At 46.1% G+C, this 23434-nt stretch carries 22 protein-coding genes; 18 read left to right on the top strand and 4 right to left on the bottom strand.

What is annotated here, in order from left to right:
• Nucleotides 1-15 precede the first annotated feature (15 nt).
• From ABGV42_RS07380 to ABGV42_RS07355, 6 genes are all read left to right on the top strand, one after another.
• On the top strand, nt 16-897 hold the full coding sequence (locus tag ABGV42_RS07380) for a carbohydrate ABC transporter permease (RefSeq protein WP_347381085.1): 882 nt from the start codon (nt 16-18) through the stop codon (nt 895-897).
• Between the two features lie 287 nt (nt 898-1184).
• Nucleotides 1185-2108, top strand: coding sequence for a UDP-N-acetylmuramate dehydrogenase (gene murB, locus ABGV42_RS07375; RefSeq protein WP_347381084.1), 924 nt, complete (start codon nt 1185-1187; stop codon nt 2106-2108).
• A gap of 201 nt (nt 2109-2309) precedes the next feature.
• Nucleotides 2310-3476, top strand: a complete 1167-nt coding sequence (locus ABGV42_RS07370) for a type III polyketide synthase (protein ID WP_347381083.1) — start codon at nt 2310-2312, stop codon at nt 3474-3476.
• Nucleotides 3463-4185 (top strand): methyltransferase domain-containing protein, encoded by a 723-nt coding sequence (locus tag ABGV42_RS07365; protein ID WP_347381082.1) that lies wholly within the window; start codon nt 3463-3465, stop codon nt 4183-4185. Before ABGV42_RS07370 ends, ABGV42_RS07365 begins: the two co-directional genes overlap by 14 nt.
• A gap of 60 nt (nt 4186-4245) precedes the next feature.
• Nucleotides 4246-5391, top strand: a complete 1146-nt coding sequence (locus ABGV42_RS07360) for an NAD(P)/FAD-dependent oxidoreductase (RefSeq protein ID WP_347381081.1) — start codon at nt 4246-4248, stop codon at nt 5389-5391.
• 180 nt (nt 5392-5571) lie between these two features.
• Nucleotides 5572-6759 (top strand): PLP-dependent aminotransferase family protein, encoded by a 1188-nt coding sequence (locus tag ABGV42_RS07355; RefSeq protein WP_347381080.1) that lies wholly within the window; start codon nt 5572-5574, stop codon nt 6757-6759.
• Nucleotides 6760-6930: 171 nt separating this feature from the next.
• Here the strand turns inward: ABGV42_RS07355 and ABGV42_RS07350 are convergent, their stop codons facing one another.
• Nucleotides 6931-7356, bottom strand: coding sequence for a hypothetical protein (locus ABGV42_RS07350; protein ID WP_347381079.1), 426 nt, complete (start codon nt 7354-7356; stop codon nt 6931-6933).
• Between the two features lie 138 nt (nt 7357-7494).
• Nucleotides 7495-8769, bottom strand: coding sequence for a stalk domain-containing protein (locus ABGV42_RS07345; RefSeq protein ID WP_347381078.1), 1275 nt, complete (start codon nt 8767-8769; stop codon nt 7495-7497).
• A 225-nt stretch (nt 8770-8994) separates the two neighbouring features.
• Between ABGV42_RS07345 and ABGV42_RS07340 the strand changes: the two genes are divergently transcribed.
• From ABGV42_RS07340 to ABGV42_RS07315, 6 genes are all read left to right on the top strand, one after another.
• The gene (locus ABGV42_RS07340) at nt 8995-9327 is read left to right on the top strand and encodes an antibiotic biosynthesis monooxygenase (RefSeq protein ID WP_193724930.1); all 333 of its coding nucleotides are present in this window, start codon (nt 8995-8997) and stop codon (nt 9325-9327) included.
• A 75-nt stretch (nt 9328-9402) separates the two neighbouring features.
• Nucleotides 9403-9711 (top strand): hypothetical protein, encoded by a 309-nt coding sequence (locus tag ABGV42_RS07335; protein ID WP_347381077.1) that lies wholly within the window; start codon nt 9403-9405, stop codon nt 9709-9711.
• Between the two features lie 250 nt (nt 9712-9961).
• Nucleotides 9962-11932, top strand: a complete 1971-nt coding sequence (locus ABGV42_RS07330; RefSeq protein WP_347381076.1) for a 5'-nucleotidase C-terminal domain-containing protein — start codon at nt 9962-9964, stop codon at nt 11930-11932.
• Nucleotides 11933-12071: 139 nt separating this feature from the next.
• On the top strand, nt 12072-13100 hold the full coding sequence (locus ABGV42_RS07325; protein WP_347381075.1) for an AraC family transcriptional regulator: 1029 nt from the start codon (nt 12072-12074) through the stop codon (nt 13098-13100).
• A gap of 129 nt (nt 13101-13229) precedes the next feature.
• A complete protein-coding gene (locus ABGV42_RS07320; protein ID WP_347381074.1) occupies nt 13230-13646 on the top strand; it encodes a MerR family transcriptional regulator in 417 nt (138 codons plus the stop codon).
• A gap of 29 nt (nt 13647-13675) precedes the next feature.
• Nucleotides 13676-14650: an aldo/keto reductase gene (locus ABGV42_RS07315; protein WP_347381073.1), complete on the top strand. Its 975-nt coding sequence runs from the start codon at nt 13676-13678 to the stop codon at nt 14648-14650.
• Nucleotides 14651-14754: 104 nt separating this feature from the next.
• On the opposite strand, the gene ABGV42_RS07310 is transcribed toward ABGV42_RS07315, so the two are convergent.
• The gene (locus tag ABGV42_RS07310; RefSeq protein WP_347381072.1) at nt 14755-15816 is read right to left on the bottom strand and encodes an S-layer homology domain-containing protein; all 1062 of its coding nucleotides are present in this window, start codon (nt 15814-15816) and stop codon (nt 14755-14757) included.
• Nucleotides 15817-16029: 213 nt separating this feature from the next.
• Between ABGV42_RS07310 and ABGV42_RS07305 the strand changes: the two genes are divergently transcribed.
• The 5 genes from ABGV42_RS07305 (at nt 16030) to ABGV42_RS07285 (ending at nt 21059) form a co-directional block, all read left to right on the top strand.
• Nucleotides 16030-16608, top strand: a complete 579-nt coding sequence (locus ABGV42_RS07305; protein WP_347383169.1) for an esterase/lipase family protein — start codon at nt 16030-16032, stop codon at nt 16606-16608.
• Between the two features lie 167 nt (nt 16609-16775).
• Entirely contained in the window at nt 16776-17363 is a 588-nt protein-coding gene (locus tag ABGV42_RS07300; RefSeq protein WP_347383168.1) for a sugar O-acetyltransferase, read from the top strand.
• 216 nt (nt 17364-17579) lie between these two features.
• Nucleotides 17580-18476: an AraC family transcriptional regulator gene (locus tag ABGV42_RS07295; protein ID WP_347381071.1), complete on the top strand. Its 897-nt coding sequence runs from the start codon at nt 17580-17582 to the stop codon at nt 18474-18476.
• 16 nt (nt 18477-18492) lie between these two features.
• The gene (locus ABGV42_RS07290; protein ID WP_347381070.1) at nt 18493-19482 is read left to right on the top strand and encodes an aldo/keto reductase; all 990 of its coding nucleotides are present in this window, start codon (nt 18493-18495) and stop codon (nt 19480-19482) included.
• A 140-nt stretch (nt 19483-19622) separates the two neighbouring features.
• Nucleotides 19623-21059: an amino acid permease gene (locus tag ABGV42_RS07285; protein ID WP_347381069.1), complete on the top strand. Its 1437-nt coding sequence runs from the start codon at nt 19623-19625 to the stop codon at nt 21057-21059.
• On the opposite strand, the gene ABGV42_RS07280 is transcribed toward ABGV42_RS07285, so the two are convergent.
• A complete protein-coding gene (locus ABGV42_RS07280) occupies nt 21052-21678 on the bottom strand; it encodes a LysE family transporter (RefSeq protein ID WP_347381068.1) in 627 nt (208 codons plus the stop codon). The genes ABGV42_RS07285 and ABGV42_RS07280 overlap by 8 nt on opposite strands.
• A gap of 134 nt (nt 21679-21812) precedes the next feature.
• Between ABGV42_RS07280 and ABGV42_RS07275 the strand changes: the two genes are divergently transcribed.
• Nucleotides 21813-23426: a spore germination protein gene (locus tag ABGV42_RS07275; RefSeq protein WP_347381067.1), complete on the top strand. Its 1614-nt coding sequence runs from the start codon at nt 21813-21815 to the stop codon at nt 23424-23426.
• Nucleotides 23427-23434 lie beyond the last annotated feature (8 nt).

The raw sequence follows: 23434 nt of genomic DNA, 5'->3' as shown, positions 1-23434 counted from the left end.
GGAGGGGGAAGTACCATGCAAACCGCAAAATCGATCGAACAACCGAATGCAGCGATCCAGCACTATGCCAGTACGAAGCGACTTACGTTAGGCAAAGTTATCATTTACATGCTCCTAACAGGCCTGGCTGTGATCTGCATCGTTCCGTTTTATCTGATGATAATCTACTCCACGCATAATAATGCGACCATTGCATCCACATTTACATTCCTTCCCGGACCATTCGTAGCGGATAATTACTTGAACATGGCCTCCAAAATCAACATTTGGCGCGGATTCGCGAACAGTCTCTTTATTGCCGGCACCTCAACCGTACTGTCACTGTATATCGGTTCACTAACCGCATATGGATTTGCCAAATTCAAGTTTAAGGGACGGACCTGGCTGTTCATGTTTTTGCTGGCCACGATGATGGTGCCCGGGCAGCTGGCTCTGATCGGGATGTACCGGCTGTTCAGCACATTGGGGCTATTGGACAGCTATGCGGCTATTATTTTACCAGCGGCGGCTAACGCCTTTAACGTATTTTTCATCAAACAATTTATGGAGAGCAGCATCCCGGACGAGATCATTGAATCGGCACGTGTGGACAGTGCAGGGGAGTTTCGGACATTCAATCAGATTGTGTTACCCATTCTGGGACCTGCCATTTCGGCACTCGGCATATTTACGTTCATTGGTTCCTGGAACAACTTCCTCACCCCGCTCGTGCTATTTTTCTCGTTGGATAAATATCCGCTTCCGGTACTCGTTGCTCTGGTTCAGGGTTATTATGGCATGGATTATGGGTTACTTTATCTGGGAGTTGCGATATCAATCCTGCCGATCATCATCGTATTTGCGATCTTCTCCAGGCAGATTATTGGCAGCGTGGCGTTGGGAGCTGTGAAGGGATAGGTACCTTAAACAAATCAATTAACCTCTGGGCCTAGTGCCCTTTTTTTGTGCTTTTTAAAGAATGAAATACAAGGGGGAACGGCAAGCATAATGCTCGCTTAGTTGAAATGAGTTATAATGAACAAGGGCAAGGCAACGATTTCCCAAGTCGCCATATGGCGGCTTTTTCCAGTCCTTCACCATGATTTTAAAAAAATGATTATTAATTCGAATTAATTGCGACAAAATGGAGCTATTCAGAGTAAAATAACCTATACGATGCAATCAAGACAAGGTGGTAGAAAATCATGAATTCATATCAGTTATTAAGCAAAAGCCTGTTTGACAACTTTCACAAAGACCGCATTCGATATTCCGAACCTATCCGAAATTATACGTACACGCGACTCGGCGGGGAAGCTGATATCCTGATATTTCCCGAGACCATAGATGAAATAGCTACAATTGTGAAACTGGCGGTTCAGAATGACATTCCGTTGACTATCCTGGGTTACGGTTCCAACATGATTGTCAGAGATGGCGGCATTCGGGGGATTACCGTTTCACTGCAGAATCTGAACCAGGTCACCGTGAATGGCCATACGATGACCGCACAGAGCGGTGCAGCCATTATTGATGTATCCCGTCAGGCGTTAGACGCGAGTCTTACTGGACTCGAATTTGCCTGCGGCATTCCGGGCTCGGTAGGGGGTGCACTCTACATGAATGCCGGGGCGTACGGAGGACAGATGTCCGATGTGGTTGAGTCTGCCATTGTCGTGACTGAGGCAGGCGAAATCGTCACGATGCAGAGCGAAGAGCTGCTGCTGGGTTACCGCAAAAGTGTGTTTATGGGCAAACAGGATATCATCATTGAGGTGAAGTTCAAACTGCAGCCGGGAGATCCGGCACAGATCAAGGCGAAGATGGATGAACTTACTTATGCGAGAGAGTCCAAGCAACCGCTGGAGTATGCCTCCTGCGGAAGTGTCTTTAAACGTCCTGAAGGCCATTTCGCAGGCAAATTGATTCAGGATTGCGGACTTCAGGGGACCCGAATCGGCGGTGCCGAAGTATCTCGCAAACATTCCGGCTTCATTGTGAATGTGGATAATGCCACGGCGCAGGATTACATCGATATGATTGCGCTCATTCAGGAGAAGGTGCGGAGCCAGTTCAATGTGGATTTGGAAACGGAAGTCGTCATCATTGGCGATGAATTAAATAAATAAGGACGAACGTCCACTATCTATAAGTCGCCTTCGGGCGGCTTCTTTTTTTTACACTTTTCGAAGAAGAGCATCCGAACGGAGAATGTGGGTCAGCTTAATCCATATAAATAAATATAACTGCCACGCCAGATTACAACGACGCTGTTAAGGGTAAGGGTTGTTAATTAAAGGGTATAACTCATCCATCATAGGAGGTTTAATATGAATCAATCCTTGCGTGACCGTACAGATATCGCCATCCTGGGCATGGGAACTGCACTGCCTGTACATGAAGTTGCCCAGTCCGATATTGCTGAACTCATTGCCTCATCGCTTGAAGACCAACAGGATTTGGCCCGTTTTGCCAAAAGAGTGTTCAGGTCCTGCGGTGTCGAAACACGTTATACGGTGGAACCCAGTTATCTTGGACCGCTTGAGGATTGTCGTTACCTGCCTTCGGGGTCGGGGGACCATTCACTGATTCCGTCCACGCAGGAACGAATGGATACATACAAAAGGGAGGCGGTCCCGCTAGGGATGGAGGCTGCCCAGAAGGCATTGAAGGATGCAGGCATGTCTCCTGAGCAGATTACACATATCATCACCGTCAGCTGCACAGGACAGTATCTGCCTGGTCTGGATGTTATGCTGATTCGCGATTTGGGATTATCTCCCCGCGTAAACCGGCTACCACTGATATTTCAGGGCTGTGCGGCGGGATTAAAAGCCATTCAAATGGCTCGTGATGTCGTTCAGGGGATGGCTGATGCACAGGTGCTGGTGGTATGTGTGGAACTGTGCACCCTGCATTTTCAACCGGTTAAGGAGAGGGGGGCGCTGTTTGCAGCTTCATTCTTCGGGGACGGAGCGTCTGCCTGTATTGTTGCTGCTCCTGAATCGGAGCAGCGGCATTATCTCGACCTTGGAACCGGTTATTCCGTTTTGCTTCCCGATTCTACGGAAGATATGACCTGGGAGGTAGGCAATCAAGGCTACGATCTGTACTTGTCGCCTCGCATCCCCAAACTGCTCGGTGCCCACTTGGAGAATGAGCTCTACCAATTGCTTGGAAGTGACAGTCTACCTGAACTGTGGGCCATTCATCCCGGCGGACGGGGAATCGTTGATTCGGTTCAGGAAGTTATGAACTTAAGAGCAGAACAGACGAAGTACAGCAGAGAAATTCTCAGAACCGTGGGGAACTTATCGTCCAATACGATTTTATTTGTGCTTCAAGCCATGCGTGAGGAGTTGAAAGCCCGCAATCAGTCTTCAACGGAGGGTGTGGCGATGGCGTTTGGACCTGGACTGACCGCCGAGCTCATGAGATTTACTTATGTTCCGTCATATACGCCAGCGCTCAAGGAGAAGGACCATGTCCTTCTTTAGAAACTTGTCGAGCCGTGCGAAGGAAGATGAACTGATGGATGATTTCTCCATGGGCGGGGAAGAATTGCGTGAAGCACTGCAGCACCTGCGGCGACTCAATAAAATATTTGCCGCTCCTGGCCCTACCCTTGCCGGTGTCGAGAAGTTATGGAAATTCATCGGTAGCCCTTCTAAGCTGAGCATTATGGATGTAGGGGCAGGCTCAGGAGACGTTAATCAGAAGCTGCTTCATTGGTCGAACCAAAAGGGTGTTGACCTTACGATAACGCTGGTCGATCTGACAGAGGAGGCTTGCGAGGAGGCGAGACAGCTCTTTCAAAATGAACCAAGGGTCAATGTACAGCGTGCCGATGTAATGAAATTACCGGATGCCTCGGCAGATATTGTGACAGGATCGCAGTTTGTCCATCATTTTGAAGGACAACTGCTGGTCGATATAGTTTCACATATGCTGCGTGTCTCCAGGTATGGCGTTGTTATTAACGATATTCACCGACACCCGGTATCCTATACCGCGGTATGGCTTACAACCCGGATGATCTCGCGGAATCGCTATATTCGCCATGACGGTCCACTGTCTGTTGCCAAAGGCTTCACGGCAAAGGATTGGCAGGAGTTAAAACAGCAATTGAACCATGACACCATGACATATGAATGGAAACCATTGTTTCGTTACTCCGTCGTCATACCGAATCACCAGGCAGGGTAATGATGCGGGCGTTATAGTCACTGCTTCTCTAAATTCAAATGAAAGGCAGGTGATATTTACGTGTCTGAACCACTAGATGTCGTTGTCGTAGGCGCCGGAATCGCTGGCAGTACGTGCGCCCTGCAGTTGGCGAGACAAGGTCATCGTACGCTTTTGCTGGATCGTCAGTCATTCCCCAGGCACAAAACCTGCGGTGAATTCATGTCACCAGAAACCAAAGAAATGTTGGAGTATCTGAAGATTCAGCTTCAGGAAGTGACACCCAGCACCATGGACCATGCCCAGATCATCATGCCTCAGGGCGGACAGATTGTAGCTCCCCTGCCAGGACCGGCTTATGGTATAAGTCGACATGAATTGGATCGAATTCTCCACAAGCAAGCTGAAGCTGCGGGAGCCGAAATTATGACTAAAGCGATGATCACTGGTATTAAGCTGCTTGAAGATGATCATTACGAGGTGCAGGTCAAACAAGGAAATGAACGATTAAGCTATAGAACGAAGTCTGTCATCGGCGCGTATGGAACCAAAAAGCCGCGTGGAATGACGTCACCGCCTGAATTGAGGGATGAAACCGTATATGTTGGGGTGAAATCGCACTATAGTGGCCTTCGTATGTCGGCTAGGGTAGAGCTCTATTTCTGCGAGGGAGGATACGTGGGCATTTCACCAATCGAAAATGGTATCGCGAATGTGGCAGCGTTGTTAACGCTGGATACGGTGCAGGGAAGCGGCAAGTCTGTAACCGATATACTGCAGGCGGCCTCCGAAACCAATGGCAGGCTCGCGGCAAGGCTGGCAGAAGGCGAGCCTGTTCAGGGAACGCAGGTTTCCATCGCCCCGCTCAACTTGTCCAATGTGCCTGAGCCTTGGTCCCAGTTCCCGCATATTGGAGATGCGATGCTGATGATTCCTCCCCTGTGCGGTGATGGCATGTCCATTGCGCTGCGTTCTTCCATTCTGTGTGCAGAGTGGACCCACCGTTATCTGCGGGAGGATATCGGTTTTGCGGAGTGGCAGGAAGGATATACGAAGGATGCGAGCAATGAATTTACAGAGCTGCTGAGGCGGGCACGGAGAATCCAGAAGCTGGCTTTTGCCAAAACCAACAAATACTATCCCGCGTTGGCCCGGTTATTTCCTGGTCTGGCAACATATCTGGTTAAGGCTACAAGGTTATCGGAGATGAATGCAGCTCGCGGATAATGCGAGCAATTTTGTACTAATAGTGTATTTGAATGGGGCGGCGTATGCCGACCTCTTTTTTTATGGTTTTGACGAATTTGAAACAGACCATTTTGAAAACGGACAAGTACTCGTATAATAGATAGGAATGTAGAAGTAGTAATGAGCGTCAGATTTGAAGTAGGGAGGCACTATATTAAGATGAACTATTCTTTTTCCAACCGGATTGCAGCACTGCAGCCGTCCATTATTCGAGAGATCCTGAAGGCGTCCTCGGGTCAGAACGTAATTCCATTCTCTGCGGGGAATCCCGCTCCGGAGACGTTTCCCATTGAAGCCATTCGCACATTCACGCAGTCCATTCTGGAGCAGGATCCCGTAACGGCTCTGCAATACGGGATAACCGAAGGTTATGCCCCGCTGCGCGATACATTGACAAGTCACCTGAAGACGAATTATAACACAGGCACATCATCGGACGAGCTATTTATTGTCTCGGGTGCACAGCAAGGCATTGAGCTTGCCTGCAAAGTATTCTGTAATGAGGGAGACACGATCATCTGCGAAAGCCCAAGCTTCATTGGGTCTTTGAACTCCTTTCGGGCTTCAGGTGCAAGGCTGGTTGGCATTCCCATGGAGAGCGACGGCATTGATATCGGCAAGCTGGAACATGCACTGCAAACCGAGCAGAATGTGAAATTGATCTACCTGATTCCGAGTTTCCAAAATCCGACGGGAGTAACGACAAGTCTGGAGAAACGCAAAGCCATCTATGCTCTTGCCAAACAGTATGGTGTCATGATTCTGGAAGATAATCCATACGGTGAGCTTCGATTCAGCGGAGAAGATGTGCCTACGATCAAATCCATGGACGAAGAAGGACTGGTTATCTATGTGGGCTCCTTCTCCAAAATTTTGTCTGCCGGCTTGCGCGTTGGTTTTGTGCTGGCTCCAAACGAAGTGGTACAGAAGATGGTGGTTGCCAAACAGGGAGAAGACGTACATACGGCGATGCTTCCACAGATTTTGGCATACAAGTTCATGGCTGAATACCAATACGCCGAACATATCAGCAGCATTCGTGAGATCTATCACAGAAAATCTGCCTTGATGATGAACAAGCTGAAGGAGCATATGGGGGATTCAATTACGTTCACTCAACCGGATGGAGGTCTTTTCCTCTGGTGTGATCTGCCGGCTCATATTCCGATGCTGGATTATGCCAAGTCGTCTGCTGCCAGTGGCGTAGCAGTAGTTCCGGGTACGGCCTTTCTCGTTGATGAGAGTGAACCTTGCAATGCGATCCGATTAAATTTCTCCACACCATCCGATGAACAGATTGTGAAGGGAATCGAAATTCTGGGGCAGGTTCTGAAGCAATATTCATAACAACGTCTGCAGTGCAGATTTAAGAATTCTCATATGAACTCCATTAGTTCCGGGTAGCTCCCTTTACAGCTGTCGTGGTAAGTAGCCCCTTCAACTGTGAAGGGGCTTTTTTTTAATCCAAAAACCCTACCGCACTTGACCGGTAGGGTTAGGAATAGAGCTCAAACGTTATTAGTCCGATACGAGAAAGCCGTCAAAATTCTCAGGACCGACGCGAACGGTTCCGAGCAAGTTTGTACTGATAAACGCTGAATACGTTAATTGTGGTGTGATGGGCGGGTTGAAGTCATTCGCAGAAAAAGTAATGATTTCAGGTGCGAGGACACCGCTCAGTCCATAGGTACTACTAGCCGAATAGATAATAGGGTCTGTTGCCAGCGTACCTCTCACAATGGTAATGGTCACTATGAAAAATGCCAGAGGTAACTGCACGGTAATGGTTCCTTTGAGTTGGACTCTCGGATTGACCCCTGTCCCCGCAGTAATCAGACCAATCTGGGCAAATAACGTAGGAGTATTGATCACGGGTATGGGTACAGAGATGGAGTTGGTCGACGTTGCATTGATCGAGACTCTTGCATCCAGAAACTGAGTCATTCTACATACCTCCTATCCGATAAGATAGATTAGTATATTCATAGAAGACAAGTTCGCATGGACTCATTTCATGTGAATGGCTTGATGGGATTTTTGATGAAGTTTTACATGAAAATGAAAAGTGAATTCAACCTTTGATTATTCCTTGATCACTGACGCATTCACCGCGTCTTCCATCTGATTGCTAAATTCCCGGAATAACCCGAGGCGCCAGAATGCAGCTCCTTTGAGGTTGTATCTCTTGGCTAATCCCAGCTTATCGTCAATGGAGGAGACGGTTTCGCTGTTTAAGTTAATACCGAGCAGCAGCTTATCTTTTGGAACACCTGCGTTAAGTGCTAGCTGGATGGCTTGGTCAACGAGACTGTTGGGCTCAGGGATCTGTGCTTTGGTACCCACAGGGTTATATTGATAAGCCATAATAATGAGATCATCTGCCATGGAAGCGAGCGTTTTGTAATCATAGCCTTTATATGCACTGTTTAGAGGCGGTACAGCTAGTGATATGGATATATCACGGGGCAAGGATGCCTTTAATTGTTTGACATAGTCGTTAAGCAGCTTTTGCTGCTGCTTGGCATCCAGTTTAAACCCCAATCCTTCAAAATCAAGAACAACGCCACCGAATCCATTCTCTGAAACGGCATCGGTTATACCCTGAATCGATTTTTCGCGCAGACTGCTGTCACTCAGAACTTTGGTTAGCTCACCTTGACCATCCAGTGCGTACACCATAAGGTATGGTTTAATATTCTGATCCGCAGCATCTGCCACGATGGTCTGAGGGGTTACTTCGCCTGCTGCCTCAGGGAGATAATACTCCTTTCCTTGAAGCGTGAACTGGCCATCCCGGTCGATTCGACTCCAGCCAAAAGCAACGGAGTTCATGGATGAAACCAGATCGATTTCATGAAATGCCCGCACGGCATAAAATGCTCTCAAATGCATTTCACGTTGCGGGGAGACCAGAGAAACCGTACGTGTAGCCTGATCCCAACCCACACCCACGCCGAATTGACTGCTGAACGAACTCAGCGGAATGAGTACACGTCCTTCTCGCTGAACCGGGGCGGCGGCCAGTTTCACTTTTTTGCCGTTGACGGTAGCCGTGGTGCTTCCCACTTGAAGAAGGACCTCTGTGGCTTGACCTTTAACACTGCCTACAGCTTTGACGGTTTGCGATTTGCTGTTCCATGTGATCTGGATTCCCAATGCTTCACCTACGGTACGGAAGGGGACATAAGTAACTCCTTTATCAATTCGCGGGGCAGCATCAAATTGGAGTGCTACATCATCCAACTTGACCGATATGGCAGGTGCTGCATGCACATCACCGATGTTTACCGTCGTTCCAAGCAAGGACAAGCCGATCAGGGTGGCAGCAATTGTTTTACCTATGTGTTTACGTACCATTTTTATATTCCTCCACATTCATAAAATAGTAGAAAAAAAGACGTATGAACAGTAATCTAGCATAGTGTAGTATAGCAAAATTTTCATAGAGTTCCAATTACAAGATGATGCATACTTGGGATTATTGATAATCATTTTCAATTGGACTACAATAGTGGAAAGAGTAAACCAAAATGCTGTTAGGCTGGTGGGTATACAGTTTAACTGCAATCAGGAGGAATAGTTATGTTAATTCAAACGCGCAGCATGGTGATAGAGAAAGGGCACAGTGATAAGGTACTGGAACGTTTCAATGGTCCAACTCCAGTGGTCGACATGCCTGGTCTGATTGATTTCAGTGTCATGGTCAACAAGAAGAGCAAGGAACATGAAGAAGTGATGGTAATGATTCGCTGGGAATCGGAAGAAGCGTGGAAAAACTGGGAGAAAAGCGATGCGCATATCCAAGGCCACCGCAACAAAAGAGGGCAGGAGAAACCTGCATATCTGATCAGCACAACCGTAAATATGTATGAAGTACAGACTGTGAAAACAGGCAAAGGTACGGTTCAGCAATAGGGATTAATATTCGGATCATGTTGCTATAATGAATGAAAAAGGTTACATTGAATTAATCAATTTGGAGGCATATCCATGAATCAGCGTTTCCGTATTACACGATCGATGCAAGAAGATAACGGGGAACCATCCATCACTCTCGAAGAATGCAAGGCATACTTTGCAACCCAGCCTGACTTCACGTATTCTCAGGTTTTTACCGTCAAAGGAACCGAAAGTACCATGTCTATTGACGGGGATTTCTTTATGTGGAAGCAGGATAACGTCGACATTCCTTTCCGGCTTTATTCGGGGGATTTGTACGTGGCCATTTCCAGTGAAGCTGTGGTTCCCAAGATGATTGAAGTCGCAACTGCTTTGCAAGCAGATATCGTGGAGGGATAGTACATTCTGAGCCTGGTCCTTTAGTGGATCAGGCTATTTTTGTGAGTGAATGAAATGGTGACTGCACCAAATATTGGAACTATATCAAGAATATAAGGGAAGTTTCGGCTAAGTTGATATGAAGTTGTTGCAAAATGTAATAATTTTGTTCAGAACTTAAATTTAATCTCCAATTTTTTCATTTATCTTGTTATGATCTAGAGGATAGACTTGGAAACACACATCATAAGACAAGAGGTGAAAGGGATTTATGAAGCATCGTAGTAAGTTGAGCTGGATTGTCATTTTGGTTTTGGTGTTCTCTACTCTTTTTGGTGGAATTGCGGCCGCCGAGACGTACACTGTCAAAAAAGGAGATACGTTGTGGACCATCGCCAAAACAAATGGCACAACCGTAGCAGAGATGCAAAAGCTCAATCGATTGAAAAATGTGAATGTCCTTCAAATTGGCCAAAAGTTAAAGCTTCCTGAGAAGCCGTTCACGGTGAGTGAGGTCCCTCAAAAAGATGAGGAAGCCGAATCCACTACAATTACCATTCTGGGCACCTCTGACGTGCACGGAAATCTGTGGGGCTATACTTATGAAGACAGTGCGGAAACAACGAACAACGGACTCGCTCGGATATCTACATATGTCAATGAAGTGAAGAAGACTTCCCCTAATGTGCTGTTGATTGACAATGGGGACACATATCAAGGCAATATTTTAACGGATGATATTTATCGTAAAAATACGGATGTCATTCATCCTGTTTCCAAAGCCATGAATGCCATGAAGTACGATGCCATGGTCTTCGGTAATCATGAATTCAATTTTGGACTGGATCATGTTGATCGAATTATGAAAGAATTGAACTTCCCCGTGCTTGGAGCCAACATCCAGACAGAAGATGGCGGGACGCTTGGCGATCCATACACGATAATCGATGTGGATGGCATAAAAGTAGGGATTATCGGCGTGACGACACCGAATGTGCCTCGTTGGGACGGCGATAAGGTAGACGGCCTTACTTTTGAGCATATGGGTGAAACGGTGAAGAAGGTTGCGCAGCACCTCAAAAATGAGGAAAAAGTGGATGTACTTATTGCGAGCGCGCATGCCGGCATGTTTGCTGAATTCGACGAAGATGGAGCCTCAGACTCTGCCGAAAGAATTGTAAGCATGGTGCCTGAACTTGATGCCATGCTGGTTGGTCACATGCATATCGTGGTTAACGAAAAAATCGGACAGACCGTGATCGGTGGTCCTCGTAACCTTGGTCGCGACATTGTGCGCTTCGATATTGAAGTGAAGAAAGATCAAGGAAAAAATAAAGTAACAGACCGTCAGGTTCAAGTGGTTGACATGGCTTCTTACACACCTGATCCAGCCATTCGTGACCTGGTGAAGGAAGAGCACGAAGCTACGATCCAATTCATTACGGGTGGCGGATCTGCCGGAGCGGAAGGCTCGTCTGGCGGTATCTTCGGTCAGGCAACCGAGGACTTCCAGCCTGTGGATGAAATTAAGGGGATACCGGAAGGCAAGCTTCAGGATACGGCCGTAGTTGACCTCATTAACAAGGTTCAGCTGGAAGTGAGCGGAGCGGACGTTTCGGCTGCGGCACTTTTCAAAGATACCTCCAATCTGAAAAAAGGCAATATTACGTATGCGAATATTTTCGACATTTACAAATTCGATAATGTGCTCTATACCGTTAAGGTTACAGGTAAGGAACTGAAGGCATATATGGAGTGGTCTGCTTCACACTACAATCAATGGAAAGAGGGAGACGTCTCGATCAGCTTCGATCCAGAGGTTCCGGGCTATTTGTATGATATGTTTGCTGGCGTAGACTACAAAATCGACCTGTCCAAACCTGCGGGGCAGCGAATCGTTGACGTTATGTATCAAGGTAAGCCTCTGGCCGATTCGCAAGAGCTGAAGCTTGCTGTAAACAACTATCGATACAGCAGCGCACTGAAAGCCTACAAATTGGTAGAAGCCAACCGCGATTGGGAATCACCGCGCAGCATTCGGGATTACCTGGTTGAATACATTCAAGAACATCAGGAAATTTCCCCGGAAGTGGACAATAACTGGGAGATCGTTGGAATCGATCTCGCAAGCCCTTATCGGGATGAGTTCATCCAGTTGGTGAATGAAGGCAAGATCGATGTTCCTTATGACCAATCGCTGAATGTGAACGAACTGCTCAAACAAGGGGTAATCAAGAAATAAACGGGAAGTAAACCCGCATCAACATTGCAAAACAAAGAAGTCGCCATAATGGCGGCTTCTTTATTTTTCGAGATTAGACATCTCATGAACGAAAGAGTATCCTTGTTTATATTTATGATCAGTCAAAGGAGACCGAGAGATGAAGCCGCATTCCAATGAACGTATTAAGATTCCAGCCGGATTCTGGGCAGGCTTGGAGCAATTGGGGATTGACACCCACGACGTAGCCCGTAGAGCCCAGCTGCCGCTCACCAAGATCAGTCATGCGATCGTCAATTCGGACGAATATTTTGCAATCTGGCAGGCTTATTCCGACCTCATAGGTGACACGGCTGAAGGAATCATCAAACTCGCAACCGCTTTTGAAACAGCCCACTATCCACCTAGCGTATTAGCTACTTATCATGCCCGTGACTACCGTGATGCGCTATATCGAATGGCCCGTTACAAACAGATGTGTCCTCCCGAAAGCTTGCGCATTACCGAGGAGAATAATCGATGCATTATAGAACTAGGGTGGATGAATGGAGGCCAATCTGGGCCTCCCGTCTTGGTTGGGATTACGCTGGCATTTCTGCTGGAGCTTGGACGCCGTGGAACGGGGAAGTATTTGAACGCACTAGAGGTCGAATTTTCACAACCCATGGGGGATGTGAAGGCTCTGGAGGCTTACTTCGGCTGCGATATCCGGATTGGCGCACCAAGCAATCGATTGATTTTGCGTCAAAAGGATCTGGACCTGCCTTTTATCTCGTATAACGAAGAGCTGCTTGAGATCCTGACTCCCGTGCTTGATCGCTCGCTTGATGAACAGAAGCGCGCTCAATCCATGACAGAAGCAGTCGTATGGATTCTCAAACGCAGCCTCACTGGAGGACGGCCTGATATCCAGATCGTGGCGCAGGAACTTGGCGTAAGTGATCGTACATTACAGCGAAGACTCACGGATGAGAACACCAGCTTCAAACAGCTGCTGACACAAGCCAGACATGAGCAAGCGCGAGTATACTTGGCTGACCCGTCACTTGATATCAAAGAAGTGGCCTTTCTCATTGGGTATGAAGATCAGAATTCATTTTACCGGGCATTCCGGCTATGGGAAGGGGACACACCTACGAATTGGCGCTTCAAGCAAAAAGGTTGGCGCAGCAGGCTAGTTACGAATTGATGGACCTTTTAATAGAAATAAGGACTAGGGAAAATTCAAAAAAATAGATGGTTGACTTAAAGTGCACATTAATACTTATGATGTGAAAGAACCTGCCGGACACGTGAATCAAAAGGAGGAATAAACGATATGAGCTTTACCATCAAAGAAGCGGCGGAACGGCTAGGTTGCCCGGCCCATAAAATTCGTTATTACGAAAAAGAAGGTTTGCTCCCATTTATCAAAAGGGATCAGAACGGAAACCGATTGTTTGAACAAGAGCATGTGGACTGGATGAGAGTAATGTCCTGCTTTCGAGCGACAGGCATGAAAGTATCCGTATTGAAGCAGATGGTCAACCTTGCCATGGAAGGTGCTTCAACGATACCGCTCAGAAAAGCGATGCTCATGCAATATAAAGACGAGTTGTATCAACGGCAAAACGATCTTAATCAAGCCTTAGAAGCGGTTAACCAAAAATTATCCATATATGATGACATGGAAAAAGACGAAGTGGATTCAGAAAATAAACTATTACAGGAAATGTCCAGTTTGGAACACATTTAATAGAACAGGAATGGGAGAGGAAGATTGGGATGAAACATAATAGAACATTGGGAAACAGTGATTTGGAGGTATCTTCGGTCGGACTGGGATTAATGGGGATGTCTCCTGGCATGTATGGTGAGACTAACGATGAGCTTTCAATCAAAACGATACATCGTGCTCTGGAACTTGGTGTAACGATGTTGGATACGGCAGATGTTTATGGAAATGGCCATAACGAAGAACTTCTGGGCAAGGCGCTTAAAGGCCGGCGTGCACAGGCGATAATAGCTACCAAATTTTCATATACGCCAAATTATGAGCAAATCAGTGGTCATCCGGATTATGTAAAAAAAGCAGTGGATGAAAGTTTGCACCGATTAGGCGTAGAATATATTGATCTCTATTATCAGCATCGCGTAGATCCCACTGTTCCTATTGAGGAAACGATTGGCGCAATGTCCGAATTGGTACAGGCCGGAAAAGTGCGCTGCCTTGGACTTTCGGAAGCATCTGCAGCGACTATTCGCCGAGCGCATGCGGTACATGCCATATCCGCTTTACAAAGTGAATATTCTCTCTGGAGCCGGGATATTGAAGATGAAATCCTTCCAACCGTTAGAGAATTGGGCATTACTCATGTGGCCTATAGTCCGCTAAGCCGTGGTTTTATCTCAGGTGAATTACGTACGTTTGAGGATCTGGCTGCGGATGATCTTCGCAGATATATGCCTCGTTTTCAAGGTGATAACTTTCAAAAAAATGTTGAGATCGTAGATCAAATCAAAAAAATAGCCAGCGAAAAGAATTGCACACCTTCTCAGCTCGCCATTGCCTGGACGCTGGCCAATGGGGCATTGCCAATCCCTGGAACCAAACAGATCAAATATCTGGAGGAAAATGTAGGAGCATTAGATATCCAGTTGACTCCTGAAGATCTGGTACGCATTGAAAAGGTAAGCCCCAAAAATGGGATTTATGGTACCCGGTATCTCAAGGAACAGATGACTCTACTGAATGGATAAATCAAGTAAAATCATTAGCATACGTTAGTAAAATGTCGTACAAAAAACCACTGAAAATACATTCAGTGGTTTTAGTTGTTTATGGAAAAATGATAGGTTATCGCCTATTCCTCATAAGGCAGGATGGCATAGATTTTCCAACGGTTATCATTCATTTTTTTGAGTTTATACAATCCATCCATGGAAACCGTTTCTTCCTGTTGTTCTTTACCCGAATGGATCGTTACTTTCATCTTGCCGCCTTCTGCTTCTAATACAGCCAAACGGTTAGAGCTTTCGATCACGGAAAAGTCCGGTTGGGAGAGCATCTCAACATCCATTGAAGATTCCCCATCCACTGCAGAATTTAGATCCTCCAAATACGTGAAATTGGATGAAAGCTGATATCCTGTGTAGTACGTTGCATAGGTTACGGACAACTGATCAATATTGTGCTCTGTCATGGCTTGGATCTCCGATTCCGTAGCACTGGTAGCTAGTGCCGTCAGTTCGGATGTCTCAGGCAGGTCCGTTTGCTCCAATTGTAAAGCACGTTCCAGCATGACTACAGCTTGGGCACGTGTAGCTTTTGCGAAAGGTTGAAACGTAGTCGTTGTCATTCCTGAAACAATACCAGCTTGGCTCGCTTTTGTAATGGCAGAAGCAGCGTAGTAGTTTGGAACATCCTTGAACGTTTGGGCTGTGCCCTTAAACTCAACAGTATCGGAGAACGCACGTACGACCATTACCGCAATATCGCCGCGTTTGATTGGAAGGTCAGGTCCGAATTCAGAGCTGCTTACACCTCCAACGACGCCAAGTGAACTGGCGATCCGAATGGACTCAGCGTACCATTTGCCTGCTTTTACATCACTGAAGGTTTTTCCTTGAGCTGTACTATGTAGTCCTGTAGCCTGAACAAGAATAGCTACGAATTCCGCGCGGGTGATCGGATGGTTGGGCTTAAGAGCAACCTCGCCATTGCCCAGACTATAGCCGTTAAGAAGGTCGGCGTTAACGAAATTATCGAGCGTATCGTACGCCCAGTGACCATCAATATCTGTCGGGAAATACAAATCTAGCGATTTGTACGAATCGGCAGCATGGGCTTTACTCCACGAAAAAGGGAATACCATAAGGATCATGGCGAAGAAGAAAAGGGTGATGCGGTTAAACGTTTGTCTCATCTAGGAAGTTCCTCCTGTTAATTGAAATTTGCCGTCATTCAGCATAACAGAGAAGGTGATGGATGGCTAAAGGAAATCTTTACTAACTATTTAATCTATTAAAATTGAGACTATATATCTATTTTAATTACATATATTTACTTATATTATATAAATTATAAATTATATTATAGGAGAGTGAACGATGTGAAAAAGAGTAAATTGTTTTTTGCCATGGTCATGAGCATAATGATCGCCATCTCTATACCTGGTATCGGTCAAAGTTCGAAGGCAGCGGCGGCCACAGAACGGACACCTGTCGTTTTTGTTCATGGATTAACAGGTTCTGATAGCAATTTCACTTTTATTGAGAGTTATCTGCGTGGTCAAGGATGGTCCAGTGATGAGCTGTTCGCGATTGATCTGCCTAGTAAACAGGGGAATCAGCTGCTAAATTCTGCAGCAATCAGTCAATTCGTAGATCGTGTGCTCGAGGAAACAGGTCATAATAAAGTTAACATTGTGGCTCATAGTATGGGCGGGGCTAATAGTTTATATTACATTTTGAATCGTGGTGGTTCTTCCAAAGTGGACAAACTGGTAACCTTGGGGGGGGCCAATCGTTTGACTACAACTTCAGCGCCACAGGGAGTAACGGTTACTTCAATCTACTCTACCAGTGACACGATTGTATCTCCTGCACTTTCCCGTTTGAGCGGAGCGAATAACATACAGGTTTCGCTCGTTTCCCATGTCGGTCTGCTCTTCAATTCACGGGTTAATGCCTTAATTAAAACCGCATTGAATGAATAGAACGTCTGCAACGGCTGAATGAAACATGGGTGACCCAATAGGTCACTCGTGTTTTTTTTGTATTTTACTAACGAAGAAACTTATAATAGATTGTACATTGCTGCTTCCATACATAGAAACGATGCAACCCCAAATAGACACAGAAAAGGAGCCTCACACGAATGGCGATGACTGAGAAAGAAAAGGCACATAAAGGACTTTTATATGATAATAACAACGATCCGCAATTGATAAACGAACGCCTTGAAGCGAAAGAGCTGTGCTACGACTATAACCATCTTCGTCCGCGCATGATATCCGAAAGAGAAGCCATTATGAGAAAACTTTTGGCGAAAACAGGAGAGAAGTTTTGGATTGAACAACCATTTTATTGTGACCAAGGATACAACATCGAGATTGGAGAAAACTTTTATTGTAATCATAATGCTGTGATGTTGGACGCAGCGAAAATTACCTTTGGCAGCAATGTATTCATTGCACCCAATTGCGGTTTTTACACAGCTGGCCATCCCTTGGATGCAGAACAGCGCAATCAAGGGTTGGAGATTGCCCTACCTATTACCGTAGGGAACAATGTATGGATTGGCGGAGGTGTATCTGTTCTGCCTGGCGTAACGATCGGAGACCATGCGGTGATTGGTGCGGGAAGCGTAGTGACCAAGGACATACCGGCAGGGGTCATCGCGGCGGGTAATCCATGCAGAGTCATTCGAGCGGTTACGGAAGCGGATAAGGATAAATATCCTAGAGGGTGAGCGGGGCAAGGAATTCTAGCCTTATAGAAGAGAGAGCGGGAACCAGGTCACTGGAACCCGTTTTTAGTTTGCTTGATAATGTGTTGACAGATGCCGTACCAAAGCTCCACGAAGATGAACGAAATGATCACATCATTTGAGCTTTAGAACAAAGTATTTCTTGCCGATAACCGTTATTGTTAAATGAGCAGGAGATGGCAGAAGGAAGGCGAAGGAATGGGTATACGAAACGAAAAACAAATTAGCGCTCCCAAAGGAATGGAACTTGCACCAGACAAAGAGGGAAGCTTGAAATGGAATGGATTAACGGTCATCCAGTTTTGTCTGCACACACAGGGAACGAAAGGAAGCTTTTTTCTGAAAGATCATCTGCTGCTGTTCGTCAAATCAGGTGTGTACACGGTTAAATACAGGAATGAAAGGTATACGGTGCGGAGCAATGAAATGATATTTCTGCCCAAAGCAATCAAGGTGGAGTACGTGAAGTCCGGTGAGCCCGGTTCTGAATATTTGCTGGATTATATGATGTTTTATCTGAATGGGGACATACTTAATAAGTTCGCAGATTATGCAGACTGGAAGACCATTCAATCAACTAATGATGTCGTTCCGGTATCCGTCATTCCAGTTAACGTACCAATGAGAGCATATATCGACTCACTTCAATCTTATTTTAACCAACCCGATCCGATCAGTGACGGACTGGTAGGCGTCAAGTTCATGGAGCTGCTGTTTCATCTTGCTGAAATCAACACAAACTTGCTGCAACAGTTATTACATCCCCATCCTACTGAACGGAGTCACATCGAACAAGTCGTAAAAGAGAATGTGACCAATCCCGTTTCCATTGAAGATCTGGCCTATTTGTCTGGCAGAAGCCTGTCGACGTTCAAGCGGGAATTTCGAGCGTTATACAACTCTTCTCCGTTAAAATGGATTCGTAACCGCAGACTGGATCTAGCCAGTCAGCTCTTGCTGGAGACGACAAAACCGGTTACCGATATTTGTTACGGCTGCGGGTTTGAAAATACGACTCACTTTTCCAAGGTGTTTAAAATGCGCTTTGGAGTATCACCTACCGAATATAGACGACTGAACATGAGAAAAGAATAACGGGGAGGACGAGGAAATGGAATACGTGAAACTGGGTCAGACAGGGTTGGACGTGTCTAGAATTTGCCTGGGGTGCATGGGATTTGGCGATGCCAACCGGTGGATTCATCAATGGGTATTGAACGAGGAGAACAGCAGGCCAGTCATCAAGAAGGCTCTGGAGATAGGCATTAACTTTTTTGATACAGCAAATGTCTATTCTCTGGGTGCAAGTGAAGAGATCGTTGGGCGGGCCTTGAAGGACTATGCCAAACGAGACGAGGTTGTTATTGCCACCAAAGTCCACGGCCGAATGCATGAAGGCCCGAACGGTGCCGGGTTGTCCCGTAAAGCCATCATGAGTGAAATCGATAAGAGTCTGATGCGACTTGGAACGGATTATGTGGATCTGTACCAAATCCATCGCTGGGATTACCATACCCCGATCGAAGAAACGATGGAGGCATTACATGATGTAGTCAAAGCCGGAAAAGTAAGATATCTTGGTGCTTCCGCGATGTACGCGTGGCAGTTCCAAAAGGCCTTATTTGTTGCTGAGCGCAATGGCTGGACCAAATTCGTTTCCATGCAAAATCATCTGAACTTGCTGTACCGTGAAGAAGAACGAGAGATGCTCCCCTTGTGTAAGGAAGAAGGGATTGGAGTGATTCCCTACAGCCCGCTGGCATCCGGAAGATTGACGCGTGACTGGTCGGAGACGACGCATCGTTCGGAGACAGACCAGATCCAGAAATCGAAATATGACTCGACTGCCGATACGGATCGTTTTATTGTTGAGCAGGTTGCGGAGATTGCAAGCAATCACGGCGTTCCGAGGGTCCATATTGCCCTGGCATGGCTAATGCAGAAGCAGCCCGTAACAGCACCCATTATCGGTGCAACGAAAATTTCACACCTGGAGGAAGCCACTGCAGCCTTGAATGTGAAGCTGACAGCAGACGAAATCGCATCACTGGAAGAATCCTATGTGCCGCATCCGGTTGTGGGTTTAATTCCAATTCAATAAACAGAGTAAATATGATAAGCGGATGAAGGGGCTTTCCCGATTCTCCGCTTTTTTTTGTTTTCCGTCTCCAACATGAAAAGTGGCATATTGGGAAAGGCTACCTTGAGCGGTCCAAATTATACAGAAGAGGAATGAAAAATATGAGTAAAGCATCTGAAGCCTCAACGGAGGAAAAGAAACTAAAGTGGTGGCAATTAAGCTTGTTAGGTGTAGCAGGCACGATTGGTACTGGATACTTTCTGGGCTCCAGCCTCGCGATCTCCATCGGTGGTCCTGCGGTATTGCTTGCTTACATTTTGGCTGCACTCGGTACATATGTTGTTTTTGATGCCTTGGCGAGAATGACGTCAGATCACCCAGAACAGGGATCTTTTCGTTCCTATGCCAAGAAGGCATTTGGAAGCTGGGCGGGCTTTGCCAGTGGATGGGTGTATTGGTTTTCGGAATTGCTTATTATGGGAAGTCAGTTGACGGCCTTGTCCATTTTCTCGCGTTTTTGGTTTCCGAATGTTCCTCTCTGGATATTTGCTGCCGGATTTGGGATTGTCGGTCTTTGCATCGTGTTCTTCGGAAACAAAGGGTTTGACCGGGTTGAAAATGTACTTGCCATTATTAAAATTGCAGCAATTCTTATGTTTTTGGTTCTTGCCATCGCGCTTCTCGCAGGATGGATCGGGGGCACAAAGTACGAGCACAACGTACCGCTAAACATGGCTGAAATTTTTCCGAAAGGTGGAATCGGTCTGTGGTCTGCATTTCTATTTGCATTTTATGCTTATGGGGGGATTGAGGTACTCGGCATCATGTCCTACCGTCTTCAAAAACCGGAAGAGGCACCGAAGGCAGGCAAAGTGATGCTTATCTCGCTTTCAACAGTATACGTTGTTTCGATCGGACTGGCTTTGACCATGGTGCCGCTCAGTGCCTTTAATCCCAAAGAGAGTCCCTTTGTACTGGCGCTGAGCAGTGATCATTTGGCATTTGTTCCGCATTTGTTCAATGGAGTGTTAATTGTAGCAGGTTTCTCGACCATGACGGCATCACTCTATGCGGTCACATCCATGATGCTGACTTTGGCGCAGGAAGGAGATGCCCCGCAGTTGTTCGCACGAAAATGGAAGAAGAAGTATCCATTCATGGCGCTTTCACTCATTGCCTGTGGACTTATTGCCACCATTGTCATGTCGCTGCTGCTCCCTGGAAAGGTGTATGAATATGTAACGACTGCAGCCGGATTAATGCTCATGTACAACTGGTTATTTATTTTGCTATCTTCTGGCCGACTTCTGAAAGCAGGGAAGTTCAGCGTCGTCAAACGATGGATTGGATTGGTGCTGATCGGTCTGGCTGTAACAGGTACACTGTTCCATGCACTTAGCAGACCAGGCTTCTTCATCAGCCTGCTGCTTGTCTTGCTTATTGGAATTAGCGACATCATTGTGCATAGGGTTCGTAAGAAGAAGAATAAGGAAGAGCCCTCTACCACAGATCAGGAAAAAGAAGAACCACACAACACCCTGGAAAGTCCCAGCTTCCACATTACCGGGATTCGGCTTCGCAAAAGCAAACTTAAATGAAAAAAAGAAACTGGACGGCTTTGGCTCCAAAATAACACCCGAAACCAATAAGTGAGAGTCCAGAGATGATGGATATCGCTTTTAGAACTCCTGAGGTAAGGTACTTTCGGAATAAACTCGCAGCGGCGGCCATGAATATATCCCAGATCAGGATGCCCAGAATAACGGCTCCACTGTTGATTAGCGTCTGCTCCAAGGTTGAATCGTTCACAGCCTTAGCCAGAATGGATCCATAAATGCCAAGCCAGAACATGATGGATAGGGGATTGAACAGTGACATGAGAAATCCGCTCATGAACGATTTGGATAGCACTGATTCATTCCCTCTCAACTCTGTTTGAGTTAGGTTCCCTGCATTTTTGATGCTTTCCACACCGGTATACACCAGCACAAAAAAGCCGAATAACCACAAGAAAGCCTTTACAAATGGGAGATCCAGCAAATGAATTACACCGAAATAGACGAGCAGCATGTAAATGATATCAGCGGCAATCGCACCCAACCCAACAAACCAGGCAGGCATGAATCCACCTCGAATACCCTTGTCCAACTGTGCGGCATTGATGGGACCGATCGGGGCGGATAACGAAATCCCCAGAAAAATATAACCTAGTAACATCGTGCTTCTTATGCCTCCTTTCTTGTACTCTAAGAGCTTATTCTATGAAGCACATAAGTAGGACAAAGTTTCTACTATTGCATACTTTTTTCGGATTTGATCCATATTAAACGGAAAATAAAGGAGGTGAGTTCATGCTGTTTCGGTGGATTAAAAATATATTTCAACCTCAAACTCAGAAGGGGGGAGAAGTCCAGCAGAAACAAAAACAGTATTCTGAAAAGTTGGATCCATCACTACAAAATAAACTTAGTTCTATTAAAAAAGCATTTGAATATAGTCCTGATTTTGTGGCTCGTGATTTCCCTGGATCTGCTGCAAACGGGACCTCTCTAGCCGTTTGTTACATTGAAGGTTTGACAGATTCCACCCTGTTAGTTGAGCTTATGGAGAATGTCACGCAATTTGTTAACACATCTCCACCATTTGAAGAACAACCAGCAGATGTATTAGTGAGAAAAATCTTACCTACAGGAAATATCGAAAACGTGGATTCACCGCAACAGGTCTATCAAGCCTTATTAACCGGAAATGTGGTTATTCTTATTGACGGTGTACAACAAGTTATAACAGTTCCCCTTGCTGGAGGGGAAAGAAGGGCAGTGCAGGAACCAACATCCCAGACGGTGGTTAGGGGGCCAAAGGAAGGATTTACGGAGGAAATTACCACCAATATAACCTTGATTCGGCGAAAAATTCGGACTCCTGATTTGAAGTTTCAAATGCACATTATTGGAGAGCGCACCCAAACGTCAATTGCAGTGGCCTATATTCAAGGGATCGCCAAGTCAGAAGTGGTTGAAGAAGTCATGAAGAGACTAAGTTCCATCAATACGGACAGTATACTTGAGAGTGGGTACATAGAAGAATTTATACAGGACGCACCTCTTTCGCCCTTTCCTACTTTGCTAAACACAGAACGCCCAGATACAGTAGCCGGCAGTTTGCTGGATGGACAAGTAGCCATTCTTGTTGATGGAACCCCTTTTGCCCTGATTGCTCCAGTCACCTTTTTCAACTTTTTTCAGACCACAGAAGATTACTACCAGCGTTATGATATCTCCACTTTTTTGAGAACCATTCGGTTTTTGTCTTTTTTAGTCTCTTTATTGCTGCCATCTACGTTCATTGCTTTAACTACGTTCCAGCAAGAAATGATACCCACCACATTATTAATCACTCTGGCAGCTCAGCGGGAAGGCGTCCCTTTTCCTGCGTTACTTGAAGCCTTGCTTATGGAAATTACATTTGAGGTTATTCGTGAGGCAGGTGTTCGGATGCCGCGAGCGATTGGACCGGCGATCTCTATTGTCGGTGCATTGGTTATTGGTCAAGCTGCAGTAGAAGCTGGACTGGTTTCGGGAGCGATGGTTATTGTGGTATCCTTCACGGCCATATCGAACTTTGTTATTCCATATTTCAGCATGGCGACAGCAGTCCGGTTAATGCGTTTTCCATTTATGATACTGGCAGGTACCCTTGGTTTGTTCGGCATATTGGCAGGTGCAGTGCCGCTGTTGGCTCATTTGGTGTCACTAAAGTCATTCGGAGTTGATTACTTAATGCCATTCAGTCCATTTTACAAATCGAACATGAAAGATCTCATCTTGCGGGTTCCATGGTGGGCCATGAAGACAAGACCGAGTGAAAAAGCGGATTCAAACAAAACAAGGCAAGCTCCGCATCAATATCCGGCAGGTTCAGACAATGCCATAAGCAGTATAAACGAATCTGATGCTAGCGAGTAAAGGAGTAG

The organism is Paenibacillus pabuli (assembly GCF_039831995.1).
In the GTDB taxonomy this organism is placed as follows: Bacteria; Bacillota; Bacilli; order Paenibacillales; family Paenibacillaceae; genus Paenibacillus; species Paenibacillus pabuli_C.
This window is presented reverse-complemented; position numbering and strand designations above follow the sequence as displayed.

Bases quoted from the DNA above. Each gene is read 5' to 3' on its own strand.
- murB (WP_347381084.1), top strand. From the start codon at position 1,185: ATGAATTCATATCAGTTATTAAGCAAAAGCCTGTTTGACAACTTTCAC.
- ABGV42_RS07295 (WP_347381071.1), top strand. From the start codon at position 17,580: ATGGGTATACGAAACGAAAAACAAATTAGCGCTCCCAAAGGAATGGAA.
- ABGV42_RS07320 (WP_347381074.1), top strand. From the start codon at position 13,230: ATGAGCTTTACCATCAAAGAAGCGGCGGAACGGCTAGGTTGCCCGGCC.
- ABGV42_RS07350 (WP_347381079.1), bottom strand. From the start codon at position 7,356: ATGACTCAGTTTCTGGATGCAAGAGTCTCGATCAATGCAACGTCGACC.
- ABGV42_RS07330 (WP_347381076.1), top strand. From the start codon at position 9,962: ATGAAGCATCGTAGTAAGTTGAGCTGGATTGTCATTTTGGTTTTGGTG.
- ABGV42_RS07325 (WP_347381075.1), top strand. From the start codon at position 12,072: ATGAAGCCGCATTCCAATGAACGTATTAAGATTCCAGCCGGATTCTGG.
- ABGV42_RS07285 (WP_347381069.1), top strand. From the start codon at position 19,623: ATGAGTAAAGCATCTGAAGCCTCAACGGAGGAAAAGAAACTAAAGTGG.
- ABGV42_RS07365 (WP_347381082.1), top strand. From the start codon at position 3,463: ATGTCCTTCTTTAGAAACTTGTCGAGCCGTGCGAAGGAAGATGAACTG.
- ABGV42_RS07380 (WP_347381085.1), top strand. From the start codon at position 16: ATGCAAACCGCAAAATCGATCGAACAACCGAATGCAGCGATCCAGCAC.
- ABGV42_RS07305 (WP_347383169.1), top strand. From the start codon at position 16,030: ATGGTCATGAGCATAATGATCGCCATCTCTATACCTGGTATCGGTCAA.
- ABGV42_RS07370 (WP_347381083.1), top strand. From the start codon at position 2,310: ATGAATCAATCCTTGCGTGACCGTACAGATATCGCCATCCTGGGCATG.
- ABGV42_RS07345 (WP_347381078.1), bottom strand. From the start codon at position 8,769: ATGGTACGTAAACACATAGGTAAAACAATTGCTGCCACCCTGATCGGC.
- ABGV42_RS07300 (WP_347383168.1), top strand. From the start codon at position 16,776: ATGACTGAGAAAGAAAAGGCACATAAAGGACTTTTATATGATAATAAC.
- ABGV42_RS07275 (WP_347381067.1), top strand. From the start codon at position 21,813: ATGCTGTTTCGGTGGATTAAAAATATATTTCAACCTCAAACTCAGAAG.
- ABGV42_RS07280 (WP_347381068.1), bottom strand. From the start codon at position 21,678: ATGTTACTAGGTTATATTTTTCTGGGGATTTCGTTATCCGCCCCGATC.
- ABGV42_RS07355 (WP_347381080.1), top strand. From the start codon at position 5,572: ATGAACTATTCTTTTTCCAACCGGATTGCAGCACTGCAGCCGTCCATT.
- ABGV42_RS07290 (WP_347381070.1), top strand. From the start codon at position 18,493: ATGGAATACGTGAAACTGGGTCAGACAGGGTTGGACGTGTCTAGAATT.
- ABGV42_RS07335 (WP_347381077.1), top strand. From the start codon at position 9,403: ATGAATCAGCGTTTCCGTATTACACGATCGATGCAAGAAGATAACGGG.
- ABGV42_RS07315 (WP_347381073.1), top strand. From the start codon at position 13,676: ATGAAACATAATAGAACATTGGGAAACAGTGATTTGGAGGTATCTTCG.
- ABGV42_RS07310 (WP_347381072.1), bottom strand. From the start codon at position 15,816: ATGAGACAAACGTTTAACCGCATCACCCTTTTCTTCTTCGCCATGATC.
- ABGV42_RS07340 (WP_193724930.1), top strand. From the start codon at position 8,995: ATGTTAATTCAAACGCGCAGCATGGTGATAGAGAAAGGGCACAGTGAT.